A 17,337-nucleotide genomic window follows, 5' to 3' on the forward strand; every position below is an offset into this window, starting at 1 on the left:
CTTTTAATCCTTAGATGTTTTCTTGAGGCAGAAAAAAAATGTTTTTTAGCTGCCAGATTCTTTTATAAGCTGCAATGTCCTTTCGTCCTGCTCTCCATTGTAATATTTTTCAAGCACCTGCCTGAAACATTCAGGCGTTTCAGGCAGAAGTCCAAACAGGGTCATACAGGATTTGAGTTTTCTTTCATCTGGCCTGCCCAGAATTTCCAATGCTGTTTTATTTTTAATTTGAAGCATTGCCTGGGTAATTTCCTCCAGTCGTTTTCCCAATACCGGATGGTTAAGATACAGTGACGCTTCCTTTAGGTTTTCAATGCCGTAAAAGATATTATAATCCGTGAATCCCAGTCCTTTTAGCTGGGGAAAAATAAACCACATCCAGTGGGTCTGTTTGCTGCCCTCTCTAATCTCGCGCAGTGCGTTGTTATACGTTTCCCTTTGTGCCTCTAAAAAACGGTCCAGATCATATTGCTTTTCCATTGCATTGCTTTTTTGTCACCTGAAATTACAAAATATTTCAATGCCGATCCCAAAACAGGCATCTGAAATATGGGTGCTGACTGCTTTAAAACTAATAGGAAATTTTCAATAAAAACGGATTAAAAGAGCCGCGAAAATAGCACCCGCAGGCTCCTGCATGCGCATAACGGCCCTGCCGCCCTTCGGGACTTATAGCACTCCGGATCCTTAATCGAGCGCTTGATTTTGTGCTTTCTTTTTTCCCGTTTTTTCTTTGAAAAATTTTATGCGGGGCTTGAGAAAAGACAAAAAAAATACTCACTTAAAATTTTAGATCATGGAAATCTCAGGACGAATTACAAAAGATGCCGTAACGGCAAAAGTTTCAAATGACAGGGAGGTGGTAAATTTCTCCATTGCCATAAACGACAGCTACAGACCAAAAGGCTCCGCTGATCTAAAAAAAATTGTAACCTACATCGACTGTTCCTATTGGATGGGTTCCAAAATGGCGCAGTGGCTAAAAAAAGGCACTGTGGTCGAACTCTTCGGGCGCATAGGTCTGAATGTCTACAATAATGCCGAGGGCAAAGCGCTCGGTTCGCTGACCTTTCACACCAGTAATATTAAGATACTGGTGTTCCCAAAAACAGAAAACGCTTCAGCTGTTCCTGCAGTCCAAAAGAAAAATGCGCCAAAAGATGAACCCGACGACCTGCCTTTCTAATTGGAATATATACCGTTTCACATCAAAAATTATACGCCATGAAAGCCTTTGAAAAATCAGTTTACATCGAATATCCCGTATCCGCCCAATTCAAAAAAATAGTCCTTTCCAATATGGAATCCTATGACGGGACAAAAAAAGAGCAGTTGAAATCTTTCCTCGAAGACCTGCAGAAAAGCGGATGCATCTGCGGGATGATTTCAGAGTTTATCTACAACTCGGACTGCCGAAAATTCTATATCCAACACTTGGATGATTTGGAAAATATCCGATATGAAATTGAAGATTCCCTTGGGGAATCTGTCAAAAACCGCCGCCGTCTGCCTCATTACACCTTTGTATGCTGGCTCTGCTTTGAAGAATACTGTTTTGACATCTACAGAAACAGTTTTGAATAACGCTTTTCAATCTTAAATCTTCCCTTATGAAAACATCAGATAAATTTAAAACCGCCATAGAAAGCTACCTGAGCGAAAAAGCACAGAACGATGCCGTTTTTTCAGCCGACTATAAAAAAGAGAGCAAAAACCTTGAAAGCTGTTTCCATTACATTTTCGGCGAGGTCAAAAAAACAGGGGAATGCGCCTTTGACAATCAGGAAATCTTTGACATGGCTGTGAAGTACTACACAGACGACACAATTGGAACGCCTGTCCCTGTTCAATGCAGAGTCGCAGTAAGCCCCACTGCCAAACCTGATTTGTTCTCGACTGCCCCCGCAGTATCTCAAAGCACAGTTCAAAAAACAGTGGCAGTACAATCCGTGAAGCCTGTACAGAAAACCCTAACACTCTTTGACTTATGATACCAAAAACAGCTATAGAAAAAGAAATCACCACATTAAGCGTTTCCCTGACGCCTATTAATGTGCACGTGCATCAGTGGGCGGAAAAAAACATTTTCCTGAAATGGGCGGTGCTCTCAAGGGGAAAATTCCATTGTCTGGAATGCACCCATTCGTGGAAGCCCGACCGCGAAAGTCAGTCCTGCAAAAATTATATTAACTGCACCGCCTGTCAGGGCAGACTTAAAATGCATCAGCACAATCAGGTGCATTTCAAAGAAATCGAATACTGCGCTCTCACCGATACCTGCTCTGGGTATCAGGTGGTTCGGATCATCTGCTCTCATAAAAACATGAAAAAAAATGTTCTTCCTGCCTATTCCCACACGGAAGTCATGCAGCATTGGATAAATCCAAAAGGGGAAGTGCGCACCATCTCAAGAAGCACCAATGTTTTTTCCAATGCCTATGATGCATGGCAGTACTATTCCCCTTTGGAAATCCGTCCAAAGGATTTTCAGAACTCGCCAAAATACCGCATCAATCCCTACAAGGTATATCCGCACATGAAAGTGATTTCGCTTTTGAAAAGAAACGGTTTTAAGACTTCCGTGCACGGCATTGCTCCGCAGATACTCTTTACTGCTCTTTTAAAAGACACCGTTGCAGAAACCCTTTTAAAAAGTTCGCAGACCTCTCTGCTCAAGCATTATCTGACTTCGCATGAACAGCATCTGCGTGAAAACTGGCAGGCAGTAAAAACCTTCCTTAAACAGCGTTATCAGATTCAGGACATCAAAATTTGGGAGGATTATATTGCCCTGCTCCGATGGTTTAAAAATGACCTCAGCTCTCCTGCGCTTGTCTGCCCTGAAAATTTAGACCAGGCGCATGACAGGCTTGTTGCCAAAAAAAGGGACATACAGCGCAGAAAGCATCTTGCGCAGCTGCGTGCAGAAATACAGAAAGCAGAGCCGATTTATGAAAATGATAAAAAACAGTTCTTCGGACTTTCTTTTACCGATAATGACCTTACCATAAAAGTCCTTGACCGTGTGCAGGATTTTCTCGAAGAGGGCGACACGCTCCACCACTGTATATTTACCAATGAGTATTATAAAAAGAAAGATTCCTTGATACTCTCGGCGCAGATTGAAAACAAACCTGTAGAAACCATTGAAGTCTCCCTTTCGAGAATGGAAATTATACAGTGCAGGGGACTTCGCAATAAAGCCACTAAATATCATAGCAGGATTCTTAGGATTATAAATAAAAACCTGCCTGAGATTGCCGGGCGGTTGAAAAAGCACAAAAAGCAGACTGCTCCCGCTTAACCCATTTTACTATTGATACCGCAGATTTTACACTGCGGTATTTTTTTTGCGCGCGCAGACACTTTAAGGTGCACGGGGCAGTCCCGGCTTAGGGGCTATTGTGGAATGTTAAGCCAATTTCACCACAAAGTTCGGGCACGTTCTTCGGTTCTCCGCAAAAAATTCCCCCATAAATGCAGGGCTGCGCTCCTGCTTTATTGCGTTGCTTTCTGCGTTCGCTCGTCCCTGCCCGCGCAGCGGTGCTGTAATTAAACTTAAAACTGCAGCAATTATGAAAAATCAGTATCAAAACACAGACTGGCAGAAAGTATCAGAAATCGAACTGATCTATAAAACCAAAGTAAAAAGTGCCGACAGGCCTTATATCAGCTCTTCCCGAGATGCTTACCGACTGCTGCTTGACAGCTGGGATCCCGGCAAAATAGAATTCTTTGAGCAGTTCAAAGTGCTGCTGCTCAGCCAGTCCAACAGGGTTCTGGGAATCTATGAGGTTTCCTCAGGAGGCATCTCAGGAACCGTGGTTGATATGCGCCTGCTTTTCGCGGCAGCCCTGAAAGCTGCCGCCGTCGGGATCATTATCACCCACAACCATCCCTCCGGAAAGACAGCACCTTCCGAGGCCGACAGAAATATGACCCGAAAAATCCGCGAAGCAGGAAAACTGCTGGATATCCCGCTGCTCGACCACCTGATCGTGACACCCGAGACCTATTACTCTTTTGCAGATGAAGGCGCCCTGTAAGGGCGTTTTCATCTTTCATAGCCTTGCGCTGTTCTGGTTTTTTAAGTAATTTTACCCTATGAATCATGAAGAAATAAAACGCCATTTTGAGAACAATCCGCCGCCGAAGGAAGTAGTGTGGACCGAATGGGCGAAGATTACCGACACTCAGGTTTTCCTCAACAGCTGTTATACCACCATCAGAAATTTTAACGGCCCGATAGACCGCTGTCCGGCATGGTGGCATTTAAGAGATTTTTACCTGCTTCTGAAAAAAACAGCAGGCCAGCCTATCAATGAGGAACCAGCTTCAGAATAATTCTGATCCTTCCGTAAATTCCTAATAAAGGAAAAAAGCACCGATTTGGGTGCTTTTTTTATGCCCCGAAAAATAAGGCTTTTTAAACTTTGTTATTATTTAGAACATTTTATTTTTACAATTTGTTACCAACTGTACTAATTTTGATGAGTATAAAATGATTAAGATTATGAGCCGGGCTATTGTACACATCGACATGAACACGTTTTTCGTATCCTGCGAAAGGCTGACAAATTCTGAACTTAACGGCATACCGCTTATCATTGGAGGCGGTGAGAGAGGCGTTGTGGCTTCGTGCTCCTATGAAGCCAGAAAATTCGGCGTGCGTTCGGCCATGCCGATCCATATGGCCATGAAGCTCTGCCCTCAGGCAAAAATTATGAAAGGAGATATGGAGCTCTACTCCAGGCTTTCACATGACATTACCGAGATCATTCAGGAAAGAGCGCCCGTGGTGGAAAAAGCCAGCATTGACGAATTTTATCTGGACATCACAGGCATGGATAAATTCTACGGCAGCTACAGATGGACCGATGAACTCGCGCAGCGCATTACCAAAGAAACTGGTCTTCCCCTCACCTTTGCGCTTTCTGTGAACAAAACCGTTTCGAAAATCGGAACCGGCGAGGGCAAGCAGAAACAGAACCTTGAAATTCCCGAGCATCTGGTGCAGTCCTTTTTGAATCCGCTCTCCATTAGAAAAATTCCGATGGTAGGCCAGAAAACCTTCGAGCTTCTTTCCCGCATCGGCATCCGCACCATCCGCACACTCTCTGAAATGCCTGCCGAATCCCTGCAGCAGATGATCGGCAAAAACGGCAACGAACTCTGGAAAAAAGCAAATGGGATTGACAACGCCCCTGTAGAGCCTTACACGGAAAGAAAATCAATTTCAACCGAACATACCTTCTCCCAGGACACCATTGATGTATTAAAATTAAACAGGATCCTTCAGGGCATGGTGGAGAAACTGGCTTATCAGCTGCGCGCCGAGCAGTGGCTCACCTCAACGGTGACTGTCAAAATAAGGTACGCCAATTTTGATACCGAAACCAAGCAGTCCAGAGTCCAGTACACCTCGGCCGATCATCTTCTGACCCAGACCGTAACGGATCTCTTTACCAAACTCTACCAGCGCCGTATGAGGCTGCGTCTTATCGGAGTCCGCTTCAGCGGCCTTGTCAGGGGCACCTACCAGATCGACCTTTTCAATGATACCGAAGAAATGCTTTCCCTCTATCAGGCCATGGACAGAATGAAGACCCGTTACGGCTTTGATGCCGTTATGAGATGCGCCGGCGCATCTTTCAAACCTAACAATAAAGACGAAATTTTAAAACGCAAAAAATAAATCATGTTTCTCAACTGCCACTCTTTTCATTCCCTGCGCTACGGCACTATTCCGCTGGATGATCTGATAAAACAGGCAGCGGATTGCGGTGCCACGGCAGCAGCTTTGACCGATATCAATACCGTAACAGGGATTTATGATTTTATAAAAGGCTGCCAGGCTCAAGGCATAAAACCGCTTGTTGGGATAGAATTCCGCTGCAGGCATAAATTTCGCTATATCGGGCTTGCTAAAAATGCAGCAGGGCTTGCCCGGATGAACCGCTTTCTGACCGATCATAATTTCAGCGGTGCTCCGCTTCCTGAAAAGGCGCCGGCTTTGGAATCGGTTTATTTTATTTATGGTCTGGAAAATGCGCCTGACCAGCTCGGCGAAAATGAATTTATAGGCATTGAGCCTGACCAGCTCGGAAAGCTTTTTATGCCTGAACTTAAAAAGAAGATCTCCAAAATGGTTATTCTTCGGCCAGTGGTATTCCGAACCAAAAGGGAATACAACCTGCATAGGATCCTTCGCGCCGTTGACCTCAATGAGCTTCTCTCCAAACTCGGGCCCGATGACTGCTGCCGAAAATCGGATATCATGATTCCCGAAGCTGAACTTATCGGACTCTATAAAGATTATCCCGAGATCATCCAGAATACCCGGTACATCATCGAGCACTGTAATTTTAAGTATGATTTCGAGAGTCCGAAAAACAAAAAACATTATACCAAAAATAAAAAAGGAGACATTGCCCTTTTAACCACGCTGGCCGAAGAAGGTCTGGTATGGCGGTACGGACGCCATAATACCGAAGCGAAAGCGCGTGTGGAGAAAGAGCTCAAAGTCATCAATGACCTTGAATTCAGCGGTTATTTTCTCATTACCTGGGATATCATACGCTACAGCAGCAGCCGCGGTTTTCTCCATATCGGAAGAGGCTCGGGCGCCAACAGCATTATTGCCTACTGTCTGGGAATAACAGACATCTGCCCTTTGGAACTTGACCTGTATTTTGAGCGGTTTCTGAATGAGAACCGTAAAAGCCCACCCGATTTCGATATTGACTGGTCTTGGAAAGAGCGTGATGTGATCCTGAAATACATCTTTGACCGCTACGGTTATGAGAATGTGGCTTTCTGCGGCACCAATGTGGAATTTAAATACCGCTCTATTTTCCGAGAGGTCGGCAAGGTTTTCGGACTGCCGAAAGACGAACTTGACCTGCTGGCCAAAAATCCCATGAAATTCCATGAGCCGAATTCCATTGTGAAACTTGTGCAGGAATACGGCATGATGCTCGAGAAATACCCCAACATGCGAAGCATGCACTCCTGCGGAATTCTGATATCGGAAGAGCCGCTGACCAATTACACCCCGCTGGAAATGCCTCCGAAAGGATTTCCGATAGTGCTCTTTGATATGCATACAGCTGAAGATATCGGTTTTGATAAATTTGACATACTCAGCCAGAGAGGAATCGGACATATTGATGATACCGTGAAAATAATTGAGCAGAACAGAGGCATTCGGATCAATATCCGCGACACAAGAATCTCAAAAAACGAACAGTCCGCAAACGTGTATCTTGCCGAGGGCAGGACAATAGGATGCTTTTACATTGAAAGCCCGGCGATGCGCGGCCTATTGCGACGCCTGAAATGTGATAATTACAAGACACTTGTCGCCGCCTCTTCGATTATCCGTCCGGGTGTGGCGCAGTCGGGAATGATGAAGGAATACATCTTCCGACATAACAACCCGTCAAAATTTGAATATTTTCATCCCGTTTTCGAAAAGGAGCTTGGAGAAACCTACGGCATTATGGTTTATCAGGAAGACGTGATCAAAATTGCCCTGCATTACGGAGGGCTTTCTGCCGCAGACGGAGATATCTTAAGACGTGCCATGTCGGGTAAAGGACGCTCAAAAGCCGCTTTGCAGAAAGTGAAGGACGACTTCTTTATTTCAGCCGCCGCAAAAGGGCATCCCGAAGCGCTGAGCCAGGAAATCTACCGCCAAATCGAATCCTTTGCAGGCTATTCCTTCTGCAAGGCGCACTCTGCATCTTACGCCGTTGAAAGCTACCAGAGCCTTTATCTGAAAGTGCACTACCCTGTTGAATTCATGGTAGCTGTGATCAATAATCAGGGAGGGTTTTACAGAACTGAAATCTATGTGCACGAAGCCAGAATGGCCGGCGCTGTTATCCATACTCCCTGCGTGAATAAAAGCGCATATGAAACTGCTGTATACGGCAGCGATATTTATCTGGGCTTTATGCACCTGCAGGGCCTGGATTCCAAACTTTCGCAGTTCATCGCTTTTGAACGCGAAAGAAACGGCGTTTATAAGTCACTGGAGGATTTCATAAACAGGGTGCCGATGGGCATTGAGAATGTAAAGGTCCTCATCTTTATAGGCGCTTTCCGCTTTACGGGAAAAACCAAAAATCAGCTGCTGGTTCAGGTAAGCCTTCTGATGAATAATTTCAAGCCAGAAAACCGCGGGCTTATGCTCATTGAGCAGCCCGCAAAAGAGTTCAACCTTCCGGTTCTGGAGCGCTCGGTATTTGAAGATGCCTTTGATGAAATAGAGCTTTTGAACTTTCCCATTTCCTGCACTGTATTTGATCTGCTGCAGACCAGACACCGCGGGGATGTGATGGTACGCGACCTCCTAAAATATCATAAAAAGCAGGTACGCATGCTGGCTTACCTGATCTCTACCAAGCAGGTGCCCACCAAAAGGGGCAATATGTATTTCGGGACATGGATCGACCATGAAGGAGCGTATTTTGATACGGCGCATTTTCCTGACAGCCTCATAAATAATCCTTTTCAGGGAGGCGGCTGCTACCTGCTTTTGGGAACCGTGGAAATTGACTATCATTTCCCGACCATCACCATTTCCAGAATGGCGAAAATGCCTTTCATTCCTGATCCCAGATATTCGGACTCCGACAAGAGGTATACCACCCAGCACAATATCAAGCAGGATGTCAGCAGCACACACCGCCAGCCTTATCCGCAGGAGCATGAAATCAATCTGCCGCGCCACAGAATGAAATTATGATTTTTTTTATGTAAATACCTAATAATAAATCAACTGTAAAATATACCACCTTCAGTATTTTCCGCAGTGGCTGTCCTATTTTCTGCATTACAGTGCAGTGCTCATTATTATTAGCATGAAATACAAATTCCATAAGGAACAATATGCCTCCTATATTGAACTATAAAATACTATCTTTACAATAAATGTTTACGAAATCATCCGGCAGACCTTAAAAATTTAAATTAGTGGCAAACCTACAAGCTTTTAATATTATAAGATTATTAGAAAATACAAATCTGATTAATGAACAGACCGCCTACAGAACTAAACTGATATCTGGCAAAAAAATTGAAGGCAGACTAGTGATTGACATTGATAAAATTAATGAACCAGTGACATTTTCTAACTGTGAGTTTGACGAAGTATTTATCAATAATGCTTCAATTGCCGCGATAGAATTCAATAACTGCACTTTTACTAAGGATTTTGACATAACCTATATAAAAACTCCCAGCTTAAGGCTGCACAGCTGTCATTTTCAGCAAAAAATATATATTAGAAACTGCAGAATTGAAACTTTACATTTTCATAATACAGAATCCCAGAACGGGATAAATATTGAAGGAGGAATAATCCGGATTATTGACATTATACCAATAAATGAAAAAACTCAGTTTTCTATCATTGGAAAATTTCTTCTAATAGAATTTCTGGCTGTGCAGTCTACCTCAGGAGTAACCCTTCTGGCAGATAAAGCAATAATAAACAGCATTCATATCAACGGATATTATAATGTTTACTCGAGATTGAATTTCAACCAGGTTATCAATGAAAGAATCGAACTTGAAAACCTCAACAATGACGGTAAAATTTATTTCACCCATTTGAAACCATCCGGAATAAAAGGCTTCCTAGACCCTCCATTGAAAAAGTATATGGAGATCTTTAAAGAATCAAAGGAAGCCCATCAAAAAGAAATTCAGTTTATTAATGAAATTTCGTCAAAACACAGTACTCTTGAACTCTTAATGGGCTATTTTCCTATTATTTACTTTAAAGATTTTATAGAAAAAAACTATTTCACGGATTTCCTTTTATACAAAGAACAGAAGGCTCTAAAATTCTCAATCAGTAATTCATCGGCTGGCGTTCTGGAATTAAAAAACATTCTTTTTGAGCAATACAAATTGGAGTTATTAAATTCCGATCTTTCTGGAGTGAAACTTATAAATTCAAACATCCCTGATATCGGCGTTTCAGATAATTATCTTAATTATTACAATGTTTATAATGATCTCTATTCCTCTGCAGTCAAACAAAACAATACCAAAGATAAAATCGAGTATTACCGGATTTCGCAGTACTATTTATACAGACATTTGAAATATGAGTCAGCATCGAAAAAGAATCATATCGGGTCCCTCATATCAATAAGTATTTCAAGACTTTACAGCAATCATGGAACAGACTGGCTTAGGGCATGCTTTGCTACAATTCTAATTACATTATTATTTTTTATTTTATTCATTGCAAGCCTAAAGGAAATTACCGCTGATTTATCCCTTAGTGGTTGTGGGTATTACCTTAAAATTTTCATTTCTTACTTTCCACAATTCATCAATCCCTTGCACAGGATAGATTTCATGTCGGAACTAAGTGCACCTGGCTACTGGAGTGCATTTTTCGATTTTCTTGGAAGAATTTTTATCAGTATTGGCATCTTTGAAATTGTTCGCTCTTTTAGAAAACACGTCAGGAATTAGAGCATTTTCAAATTGCTTATTATTTTTATGGTTAATAATAATGATGGTACGTACGCCTCTAAGTTACACTATTACACAGTACTTCCGTTTTAATGATCTTGCCACAATTGCCAAGAAAATTCAACAAACAACTGTAACTTAGATCAAGCCATAAGCTACAAATCTATTTCTACAATACGATCAAAGTCGAACCAAGTCATTTTGTTTTCAGCAATATATTCGTTGCTGGATCTTTCTAGTTTGATATGATAACAAAGCTTCATGTTATTAGTATTAAGATAATCAACCAAAACATCCTTCTTTATTTTTAAATTAAAACCATTTGATTCCGGCTTATACCTTCTTCTGTCAGTGCCGGATGTACTTGCACTATTCCATCTACATGCCTGCAAAGGAAAATGGTCCTCTTTACTAATTATCTTCAAAAAACTCCTTTCTTCTATTCCAAATTTTACAAATACATCTGAAAGTAAATTAGCATTTACCAAATCCGGTTCACCTCTAAAATTGTTATGCGATAAGTGAATTAAAGCAGAAATATCTTTTTCATTGTAAAAAGAGCTGTTATAATTATGTGATGGGATTTCATGTGCATATTGGTTTTCTAACTCCAAATAAGGATTTTTTGATAATTTCTTTAATTTCCCTTCTTTATTTTTTAGAAATGCAGTTACTTCAAAGTAGCAGGTGCCATGCAGTATTTTATATCTGTTAACTCTCTGGCTCCCGAATTCAGCTAAAGTAATGTAATCTTCCTCACGTGCAACCAGCTGGCTTACCAACGTTTCAAAATCAGTATATCTTGTAAAATCTCCTTTAGAAATATTCTCTGGAATCCAGTTTATATAATCCGGTTTTGAAATTTCCCTATATAAAAGTTTTGAAGGATCATATACTCTGAAAAGAGTTTTTATTCTATCTGTAAAAATGGAATCAAAACTTCCTGCATTTATCCCGGCCCAAAAAGCTCTATTAATACTGCTTTTTAGCTCATTGTAATAAGCCGAATGAATTTCAATTGCATCAAAATTGGTATTTATATTATACTTTCTGTGAACATTACTTTCCTGTTCTCTGTCATAATCCAGAAGTTTTTTTGCCGAAATATCCTTTCGAAGAAGATCTTGAATTGAAAATCCCTGTTTCTGATTTAAACTTATTTCCCTAATTAAGCGATTTTGAAGTGGGGTGTAAATAAATACATTTCCTTTGAGCTCAACATCTGGTTCGGTATTCTTTTCAAAAAATCCACATAACCATAAAAAACTTTTAGATAACCAGCCAGGCAATTTAGAATTCAGCTTTTGCATTTTCGAAATTTCATTAACCGATTTAAGCCTTGATAATTCACGTGGAGTTAAGAACACCTTTTCAGAATCATTTACCAATGTCAGCAGCAATCTGCATTCTTCCAAAATATTGAAATGCTCCTTTTTCAGCAGGGTTAACAGCTGTAACTTGAAAGGAGCTAGTATTGCTGGCTTTTTCAAAGCAAGTGCCTGCAATACCACTAAACTATATTCAATTTCATTATCATTACCCATTTCAATTCCAAATTTTACAAATAAGCTCAGATAGGTGCTGTCTTGCATAACTAGATCCAGCATCGATTGCAAAGCAAGTTCTCTAACTTTAATAACTGGATAATTAAACAGCCATACTATGTGTTTTATAACGATTTCCGAAAAACTTAAGTCTTCTTTATATGCTGCCATAAATCCATACTTTGAAAGTTTTTCCGGAAGACCGGCTGCTAATTCCTTGTTATATAAAAGATTGGATTCATAGTATGTTTGCACAGCCTGATCGTCAAAATATGAATGATATTTTATAAGCTTGCCAACCGAGTTTGTCAAATCCGGTGAATAGCGGCCATTCTGCGAAATATAACTTTCCAGCAGAAACTTTTTCCCGAATGCCCAATCCATTTTTAAAACAGATTCAAAAATATCAAAATCAAGCTTTTCGGGATCATCGTCATTTTGAAACAAAATACTGTCATATTCAAAATTAGATACAGACAAAACAATTTCCTTTGCCCTAGATGAATTAATGACCGTTAATCTATTGGCTATTTTTAGTAACGCTATTGATCTTTTTCTGCCCTTACACCACTTATCAATAAAATCCGAAAGATCATTTAGATCGGCTGTAGAACATTGGTCAACTAGGTTCATTACCTCTTTATCATCCAGAATCTGATCGAATAAAACCACATACTTTGAATTTAGTTCCTCCCCAATTCTTTCAAGCCAGGGATTTATTTCCAGCTTTTCTTCTATGTAAATTGAAAGCAATTTCTCTGTAAACAAATTATCAATCGTGTCAACTAGATCATAAAACAGTCGTTTTATTTCATGCAGACTGATGTGAGTCGTAGAATCCAAATTATTTAACGTGCTTTTGAGCAGGACCAGTCTTTTTGCAATTTTTTCCTTTTCATCATCGAAAATTAATTTGTCAGCATCATTCAGTTCTTGAGAAAAACCATTAAATAAATCTCCCAATGATTTGAGTTCCTTCCGCAAAATCTGATTTCTCTTGTTATACGTAAGTATGTCATGTGCAGAAACAATATATTGATTAAAACCTTTATTATCAGAATTATACAACGCAACAACCTGCTCAATTGGTAACTTTTCAAAGTGTCTGACAAACTTGTATTTTTCATCTTTGCTTTGCTCTTTTAAAAGTTCCTCTTTTGGTATCACAGCAGGAATCGTAATTGTAGGGAATGAATATAGGTCGGGATCAAGGCCGTTATCCGCTAAAAACTTCGAAAATTTAATCAACTCCTTTTCGTCTTTAAGCTCAACTTCAAGATTATATTTAATAAGATCTAAGACGTTTTCAATAACGTCGTTATTATTAAAATGTATAGCTCTAAGCAGTATTTTTTTTGCCAGATGGACAAAATATACATTCGAACTTCCAGTATCTTTTATTCGTATTATTGTCTTTACTACTGCAAGATAGAGAGCCAGATCATTTTCAGAACTCTCATTAATCAGTGGTTCAAATATTCTGCTCATGGCTTCTCCTCGGGCAATATTTGGCTCCTCCATTTGCAAAAGTGTAAAGCTGAGAGCTGGATATCTTTTGGATGTAAATGCAATCAACTCGCTAAGGCAGATGTGAAGCATTCTTCCATTACCGGTTTCTCCCAATTTATCTTGAATATAAAAAACCTCAGCAAGTCTTTTTAATGTACCGTCCGGATCTTGCAAGTGCATAAATTTCAGAGGCTTTACAATGTTTGAAGCCTGATAATCCTTACGATATCCAAGACCAAATGAAATTTCAATAATTTGATCGTATACCCTTTTAAAATCTTCTTTAAAACCACAGTAACCATACGCCTGCGAAACTTCAGCAAGATTTTTCGTTAATGTTCCTGTGTCCTGCTCTTCTCTGGCAATCTTCTCCGAATGTAAAATAATCTTTTTCACTAATTGAGAAATATCTTCCTGCTTGCTGTCAAATATTTCACAGGCAATAGTCAGACCGGTCGAGTAATGGCTGAAGTTTCCGCTTTGATCAATTGACATCCAATATTTTGTTAATTCTTCCAGTTCATTTCTGGAAAGCAGTTTCACCGCTAATCGAAAAAGATTTTTAAATAAATACTTAATATCACGGGATATATAGGAACTGTCAGTATCCATATCAAATAATCCAGAGGATCTTTCCTGCACGTACTCAGCTTTCTTTGCACATAAAGCATCCACACATTCCTGAAAGTCTTCCAGAATGTTTTCCTCCACTACAGTGCCTGACCTATCATGATACCATATAGTGGAAAGTGCAAAAATGGAATCATAAATATCTCCTGATGGACCGTACAATAGATAAGATTTTTCAAGAAGCGCTTCAATTAATTCGGGTTTAAAAATCCAAATTGCCTTCAAATCATCATAAAGGCTTACTACATCTTTTCGTAAGATAAAATCCATCCTCTCCTGCACCACAATTTTGCTGTGGAGTTCAGGTTCCTCTACCTGCATTGGAAAAACGCTTTTAATTTCATCATCGGTTAAGTAATCACTGCTGAAAGAAATAAGCTTAAAATAAATTTTCGTGGAAAGAACTGCGAAATCAATCTTACGAACAGCGTCTATGGCCGCTTTTCTTTCAGAGCTAACAGGCAGTAATAATTTAAATATGCCAGCGTAAATTCTATTGGATACATGGTCAGTTTTAGCAAGAGTTTTGGAAAGCTGGAATAACTTATCCAGCTTTTTGAATTCTACCAGATAATCAATTACCTTGATTTTTATTCTCTCATTAATTCTTGTATTTTCCTCCTCGGAAGTATTCTTCTTTCTGAAACTTCTATTATTTTCATCTGAATCCAGCCATTTAATCTCTTCAATTTCCTTAAAAAGCGCATCAATATCGGCGTATAATAGTGCCTCTGCTTTAAATTCACTGGTGTAAGTATCAACATTATGCTCTACAAATGATTTGTTCAGCCCCTGTTTTAATATATTTCTTGGCAACAGGTCACCAGTTTTTTTATAGTACTTTCCCAAGTAAAAATAGAAAAATTCTTTACTGCATGAGAGAAAATCACCATCCCAGATTGTTCGTAAACTGTTCCCAGTCTGTCCGGCCTCCAAAAGGAAAATTGGAAAACTGACATCCGAATTATCTAAATTCCATTTGGCACGGTCAAACTGTGTTTTTAAAAATATAATTCTAATAAATTCAGAGATAGAACCTTTCTCAATAGCTGCTTTTATCGAAATATCGAAATTAGCTTCAATCTCATCCAACGACCTAGAATTCGCCCACGCAGACTTGTACCATTCCAAGTTAGTGCTTTCCAATATTTTATCAAAGTCTCCTATTTCATATAAATGTGAAAAATAATTCCTGTAGGCATCATCAGTATAAGGATTGGATTGATAATATACCGCTAAAACTTTATTAAAGTTGTCTTTAAGATCCTGAGTCTTTGAAATAATGAATTCACGAAAACTGTTATGAAAAATTGTATAGGATCGTCCCTCAATCTGCCTTAGAAGATGCTTAAAATCCTTAACTACCGCTTCAATTTCAGTAATATTCCTTTCCTCTCCCGCAAGCTTGAGGATCTCTTTGATTGTTTCAAGCGAGGTATTTTCCTTCCTATAAGCCAATACCGCCAAAATCCATCTGCCAACACTATTATTTTCAATCCGCTGATAAAGGTACTCATGATAAGTATTAATCTCACCATCCGAAAGCGCAGGCACATCCTTCAAAGTCTGCTCGTACTGGTTTCGGGGAGTATTGAGAAGTAATTCGGACAGATAATGGAGATAAATTGGAATTCCACCCGAAACCTTTTCTAAAAGATTTATATGTTCATCAATAGAAATACTTTTATTTTTCATGTAAATCTTAATCTCTCGTTGGGTGAAAGGATTCACTTTTATATGTCTTCTCGAATCTGCTGATATTTGAACTTTAACAGAAGGTGCTAAAACAGAATCATACTGCGAGCTTAAAATGATAAATATATTTTCAGGTAAATCTCCTGTAATCGTACTTAGAAGTGATTTATCTCCTGCAACCGTACCTCTATGCACATGATCAAGACCGTCTACTATAATTATTGCTTTCTTTTTAAGCCCGCTTATTTTCTCCAGATACAGATTAAATTTCTCTTCATATTTATCTGAATATCTGCTTGGTAAATCAACTTCAGGAAAGTTCTTTTCTAATGAGATACAAAGCGATTTTAAAAAATAATGTGACTGATGCCTCAACTCTCCAAAATTATTCTTTGAATCTGGAATAAAGCAGTAATATGCAAGCGATACATCCGCATTTGATTCTTTAAATTTTGTTAATGCAGTTGATTTCCCAACACCAGGTAATCCCTCTATATAAATATATCCTCCTTCTAATTCTGTTAAAGCTTTCTCTAGCTGGTCAAATAAACTTTGGTTAGCAACATAATACTCATCCTCAACAATCTTAAAATAATGTGACAACTTATCTTCAAAACGATTCAGTATCCCAAGCTCTCTCAATAATAGGTCTTTCGTAATAGCTTCTCCTGAAATACTCCACTTTACTGCTGCATTTAAAAGCTTCTCCAGCAATGCAGGTTCAATTCCTAATGTCTCAAGTTTGATCCTTATTACATTTTGAATCTGGTCTGTTGGTTCCTGTTTAAACTTAAACTCCAGATTTTTAATAAACTCATCAAAAGAATCCTCATCTAATCCGCACTCCTCTCTTATGATATCAATCGTTTTTTGATATGTAAGATATGCGGGCAGGTTATCATATCGAAGACTAGATGCCTTTACCACATCAAAAAAATTTGTTCTTATTTCTGTTAATCCAAAGTCCAGTCCCGCACTTGGACGTTTGGTAGAACTCTCTTTTTTTATTGTATGAAGAGTAATTAAAAAACTGTCGCTATTTTTTTTTGCAGAAACATAACCCTCCGCCAACTGCTTAAATAATGATTTTTTCGTTGTTTTTCCATCACCATCTTCAGATGAACTTAAAAGGTTGTGCAAAGTATACACCTTGTCCTCATTCTCTGACCACTTGATCTGATAATATTCTATTTTATTTTTTCTATATATTATAATATCATCTATATGATTTCCTTTATCATAATTCTCAAGTCTTATCTGGCTTATATCTGACTCTAAAAATAGACATTCAATAATTTTAAGTGCTGCAATGTTATTTTGATAATAAAAACCAGCTTGAGAATAAGAACCTTCCATCTTTTATTTTTAATGTGTTTTAGTAGTTACTTTTTTTTAGCAAATCGGCAGGCACAAAAAAATGCAGGGAATTTAGTACAGCTGATTTTAGCACAAAAATAAAGAA

General features: G+C 39.3%; 11 protein-coding genes. 9 read left to right on the top strand and 2 right to left on the bottom strand.

Annotated elements, in window-relative coordinates; all coding sequences use genetic code 11:
• Nucleotides 1-45: 45 nt before the first annotated feature.
• Nucleotides 46-480 (bottom strand): DUF1810 domain-containing protein, encoded by a 435-nt coding sequence (locus tag ASE40_RS20845; RefSeq protein ID WP_057119447.1) that lies wholly within the window; start codon nucleotides 478-480, stop codon nucleotides 46-48.
• A 316-nt stretch (nucleotides 481-796) separates the two neighbouring features.
• On the opposite strand from ASE40_RS20845, the gene ASE40_RS20850 reads away from it, so the two are divergent.
• The 9 genes from ASE40_RS20850 to ASE40_RS20885 all read left to right on the top strand — a co-directional run bounded on the left by ASE40_RS20850 (nucleotide 797) and on the right by ASE40_RS20885 (nucleotide 10,497).
• On the top strand, nucleotides 797-1,186 hold the full coding sequence (locus ASE40_RS20850) for a single-stranded DNA-binding protein (RefSeq protein ID WP_057119450.1): 390 nt from the start codon (nucleotides 797-799) through the stop codon (nucleotides 1,184-1,186).
• Nucleotides 1,187-1,224: 38 nt separating this feature from the next.
• Complete coding sequence (locus tag ASE40_RS21770) at nucleotides 1,225-1,584, top strand: hypothetical protein (RefSeq protein ID WP_082586850.1); 360 nt, start codon at nucleotides 1,225-1,227, stop codon at nucleotides 1,582-1,584.
• Between the two features lie 26 nt (nucleotides 1,585-1,610).
• Complete coding sequence (locus ASE40_RS20855) at nucleotides 1,611-1,991, top strand: Cas9 inhibitor AcrIIA9 family protein (protein ID WP_057119452.1); 381 nt, start codon at nucleotides 1,611-1,613, stop codon at nucleotides 1,989-1,991.
• Nucleotides 1,988-3,304, top strand: a complete 1,317-nt coding sequence (locus ASE40_RS20860) for a PcfJ domain-containing protein (protein WP_057119454.1) — start codon at nucleotides 1,988-1,990, stop codon at nucleotides 3,302-3,304. The genes ASE40_RS20855 and ASE40_RS20860 overlap by 4 nt, the downstream gene beginning before the upstream one ends.
• A 271-nt stretch (nucleotides 3,305-3,575) precedes the next feature.
• Nucleotides 3,576-4,046 carry a RadC family protein gene (locus ASE40_RS20865; RefSeq protein ID WP_057119884.1) on the top strand — a complete coding sequence of 157 codons (471 nt, stop codon included), beginning with the start codon at nucleotides 3,576-3,578 and terminating at the stop codon, nucleotides 4,044-4,046.
• A gap of 58 nt (nucleotides 4,047-4,104) precedes the next feature.
• A complete protein-coding gene (locus tag ASE40_RS20870; protein WP_057119458.1) occupies nucleotides 4,105-4,344 on the top strand; it encodes a DUF6965 family protein in 240 nt (79 codons plus the stop codon).
• A 169-nt stretch (nucleotides 4,345-4,513) separates the two neighbouring features.
• Nucleotides 4,514-5,695 carry a DNA polymerase IV gene (gene dinB / locus ASE40_RS20875; protein WP_198530134.1) on the top strand — a complete coding sequence of 394 codons (1,182 nt, stop codon included), beginning with the start codon at nucleotides 4,514-4,516 and terminating at the stop codon, nucleotides 5,693-5,695.
• 3 nt (nucleotides 5,696-5,698) lie between these two features.
• Nucleotides 5,699-8,752, top strand: a complete 3,054-nt coding sequence (locus tag ASE40_RS20880) for a DNA polymerase III subunit alpha (protein ID WP_057119463.1) — start codon at nucleotides 5,699-5,701, stop codon at nucleotides 8,750-8,752.
• A gap of 227 nt (nucleotides 8,753-8,979) precedes the next feature.
• Entirely contained in the window at nucleotides 8,980-10,497 is a 1,518-nt protein-coding gene (locus tag ASE40_RS20885; protein ID WP_057119465.1) for a hypothetical protein, read from the top strand.
• A 155-nt stretch (nucleotides 10,498-10,652) separates the two neighbouring features.
• On the opposite strand, the gene ASE40_RS20890 is transcribed toward ASE40_RS20885, so the two are convergent.
• Nucleotides 10,653-17,231, bottom strand: a complete 6,579-nt coding sequence (locus ASE40_RS20890; protein ID WP_057119467.1) for a hypothetical protein — start codon at nucleotides 17,229-17,231, stop codon at nucleotides 10,653-10,655.
• Nucleotides 17,232-17,337: the final 106 nt, after the last annotated feature.

This window comes from Flavobacterium sp. Root935 (assembly GCF_001429295.1).
In the GTDB taxonomy this organism is placed as follows: Bacteria; Bacteroidota; Bacteroidia; order Flavobacteriales; family Flavobacteriaceae; genus Flavobacterium.

Excerpts from the sequence above, each read along its gene's own strand:
- ASE40_RS20845 (WP_057119447.1), bottom strand. The coding sequence starts at position 480 with ATGGAAAAGCAATATGATCTGGACCGTTTTTTAGAGGCACAAAGGGAA.
- ASE40_RS20850 (WP_057119450.1), top strand. The coding sequence starts at position 797 with ATGGAAATCTCAGGACGAATTACAAAAGATGCCGTAACGGCAAAAGTT.
- ASE40_RS21770 (WP_082586850.1), top strand. The coding sequence starts at position 1,225 with ATGAAAGCCTTTGAAAAATCAGTTTACATCGAATATCCCGTATCCGCC.
- ASE40_RS20855 (WP_057119452.1), top strand. The coding sequence starts at position 1,611 with ATGAAAACATCAGATAAATTTAAAACCGCCATAGAAAGCTACCTGAGC.
- ASE40_RS20860 (WP_057119454.1), top strand. The coding sequence starts at position 1,988 with ATGATACCAAAAACAGCTATAGAAAAAGAAATCACCACATTAAGCGTT.
- ASE40_RS20865 (WP_057119884.1), top strand. The coding sequence starts at position 3,576 with ATGAAAAATCAGTATCAAAACACAGACTGGCAGAAAGTATCAGAAATC.
- ASE40_RS20870 (WP_057119458.1), top strand. The coding sequence starts at position 4,105 with ATGAATCATGAAGAAATAAAACGCCATTTTGAGAACAATCCGCCGCCG.
- dinB (WP_198530134.1), top strand. The coding sequence starts at position 4,514 with ATGAGCCGGGCTATTGTACACATCGACATGAACACGTTTTTCGTATCC.
- ASE40_RS20880 (WP_057119463.1), top strand. The coding sequence starts at position 5,699 with ATGTTTCTCAACTGCCACTCTTTTCATTCCCTGCGCTACGGCACTATT.
- ASE40_RS20890 (WP_057119467.1), bottom strand. The coding sequence starts at position 17,231 with ATGGAAGGTTCTTATTCTCAAGCTGGTTTTTATTATCAAAATAACATT.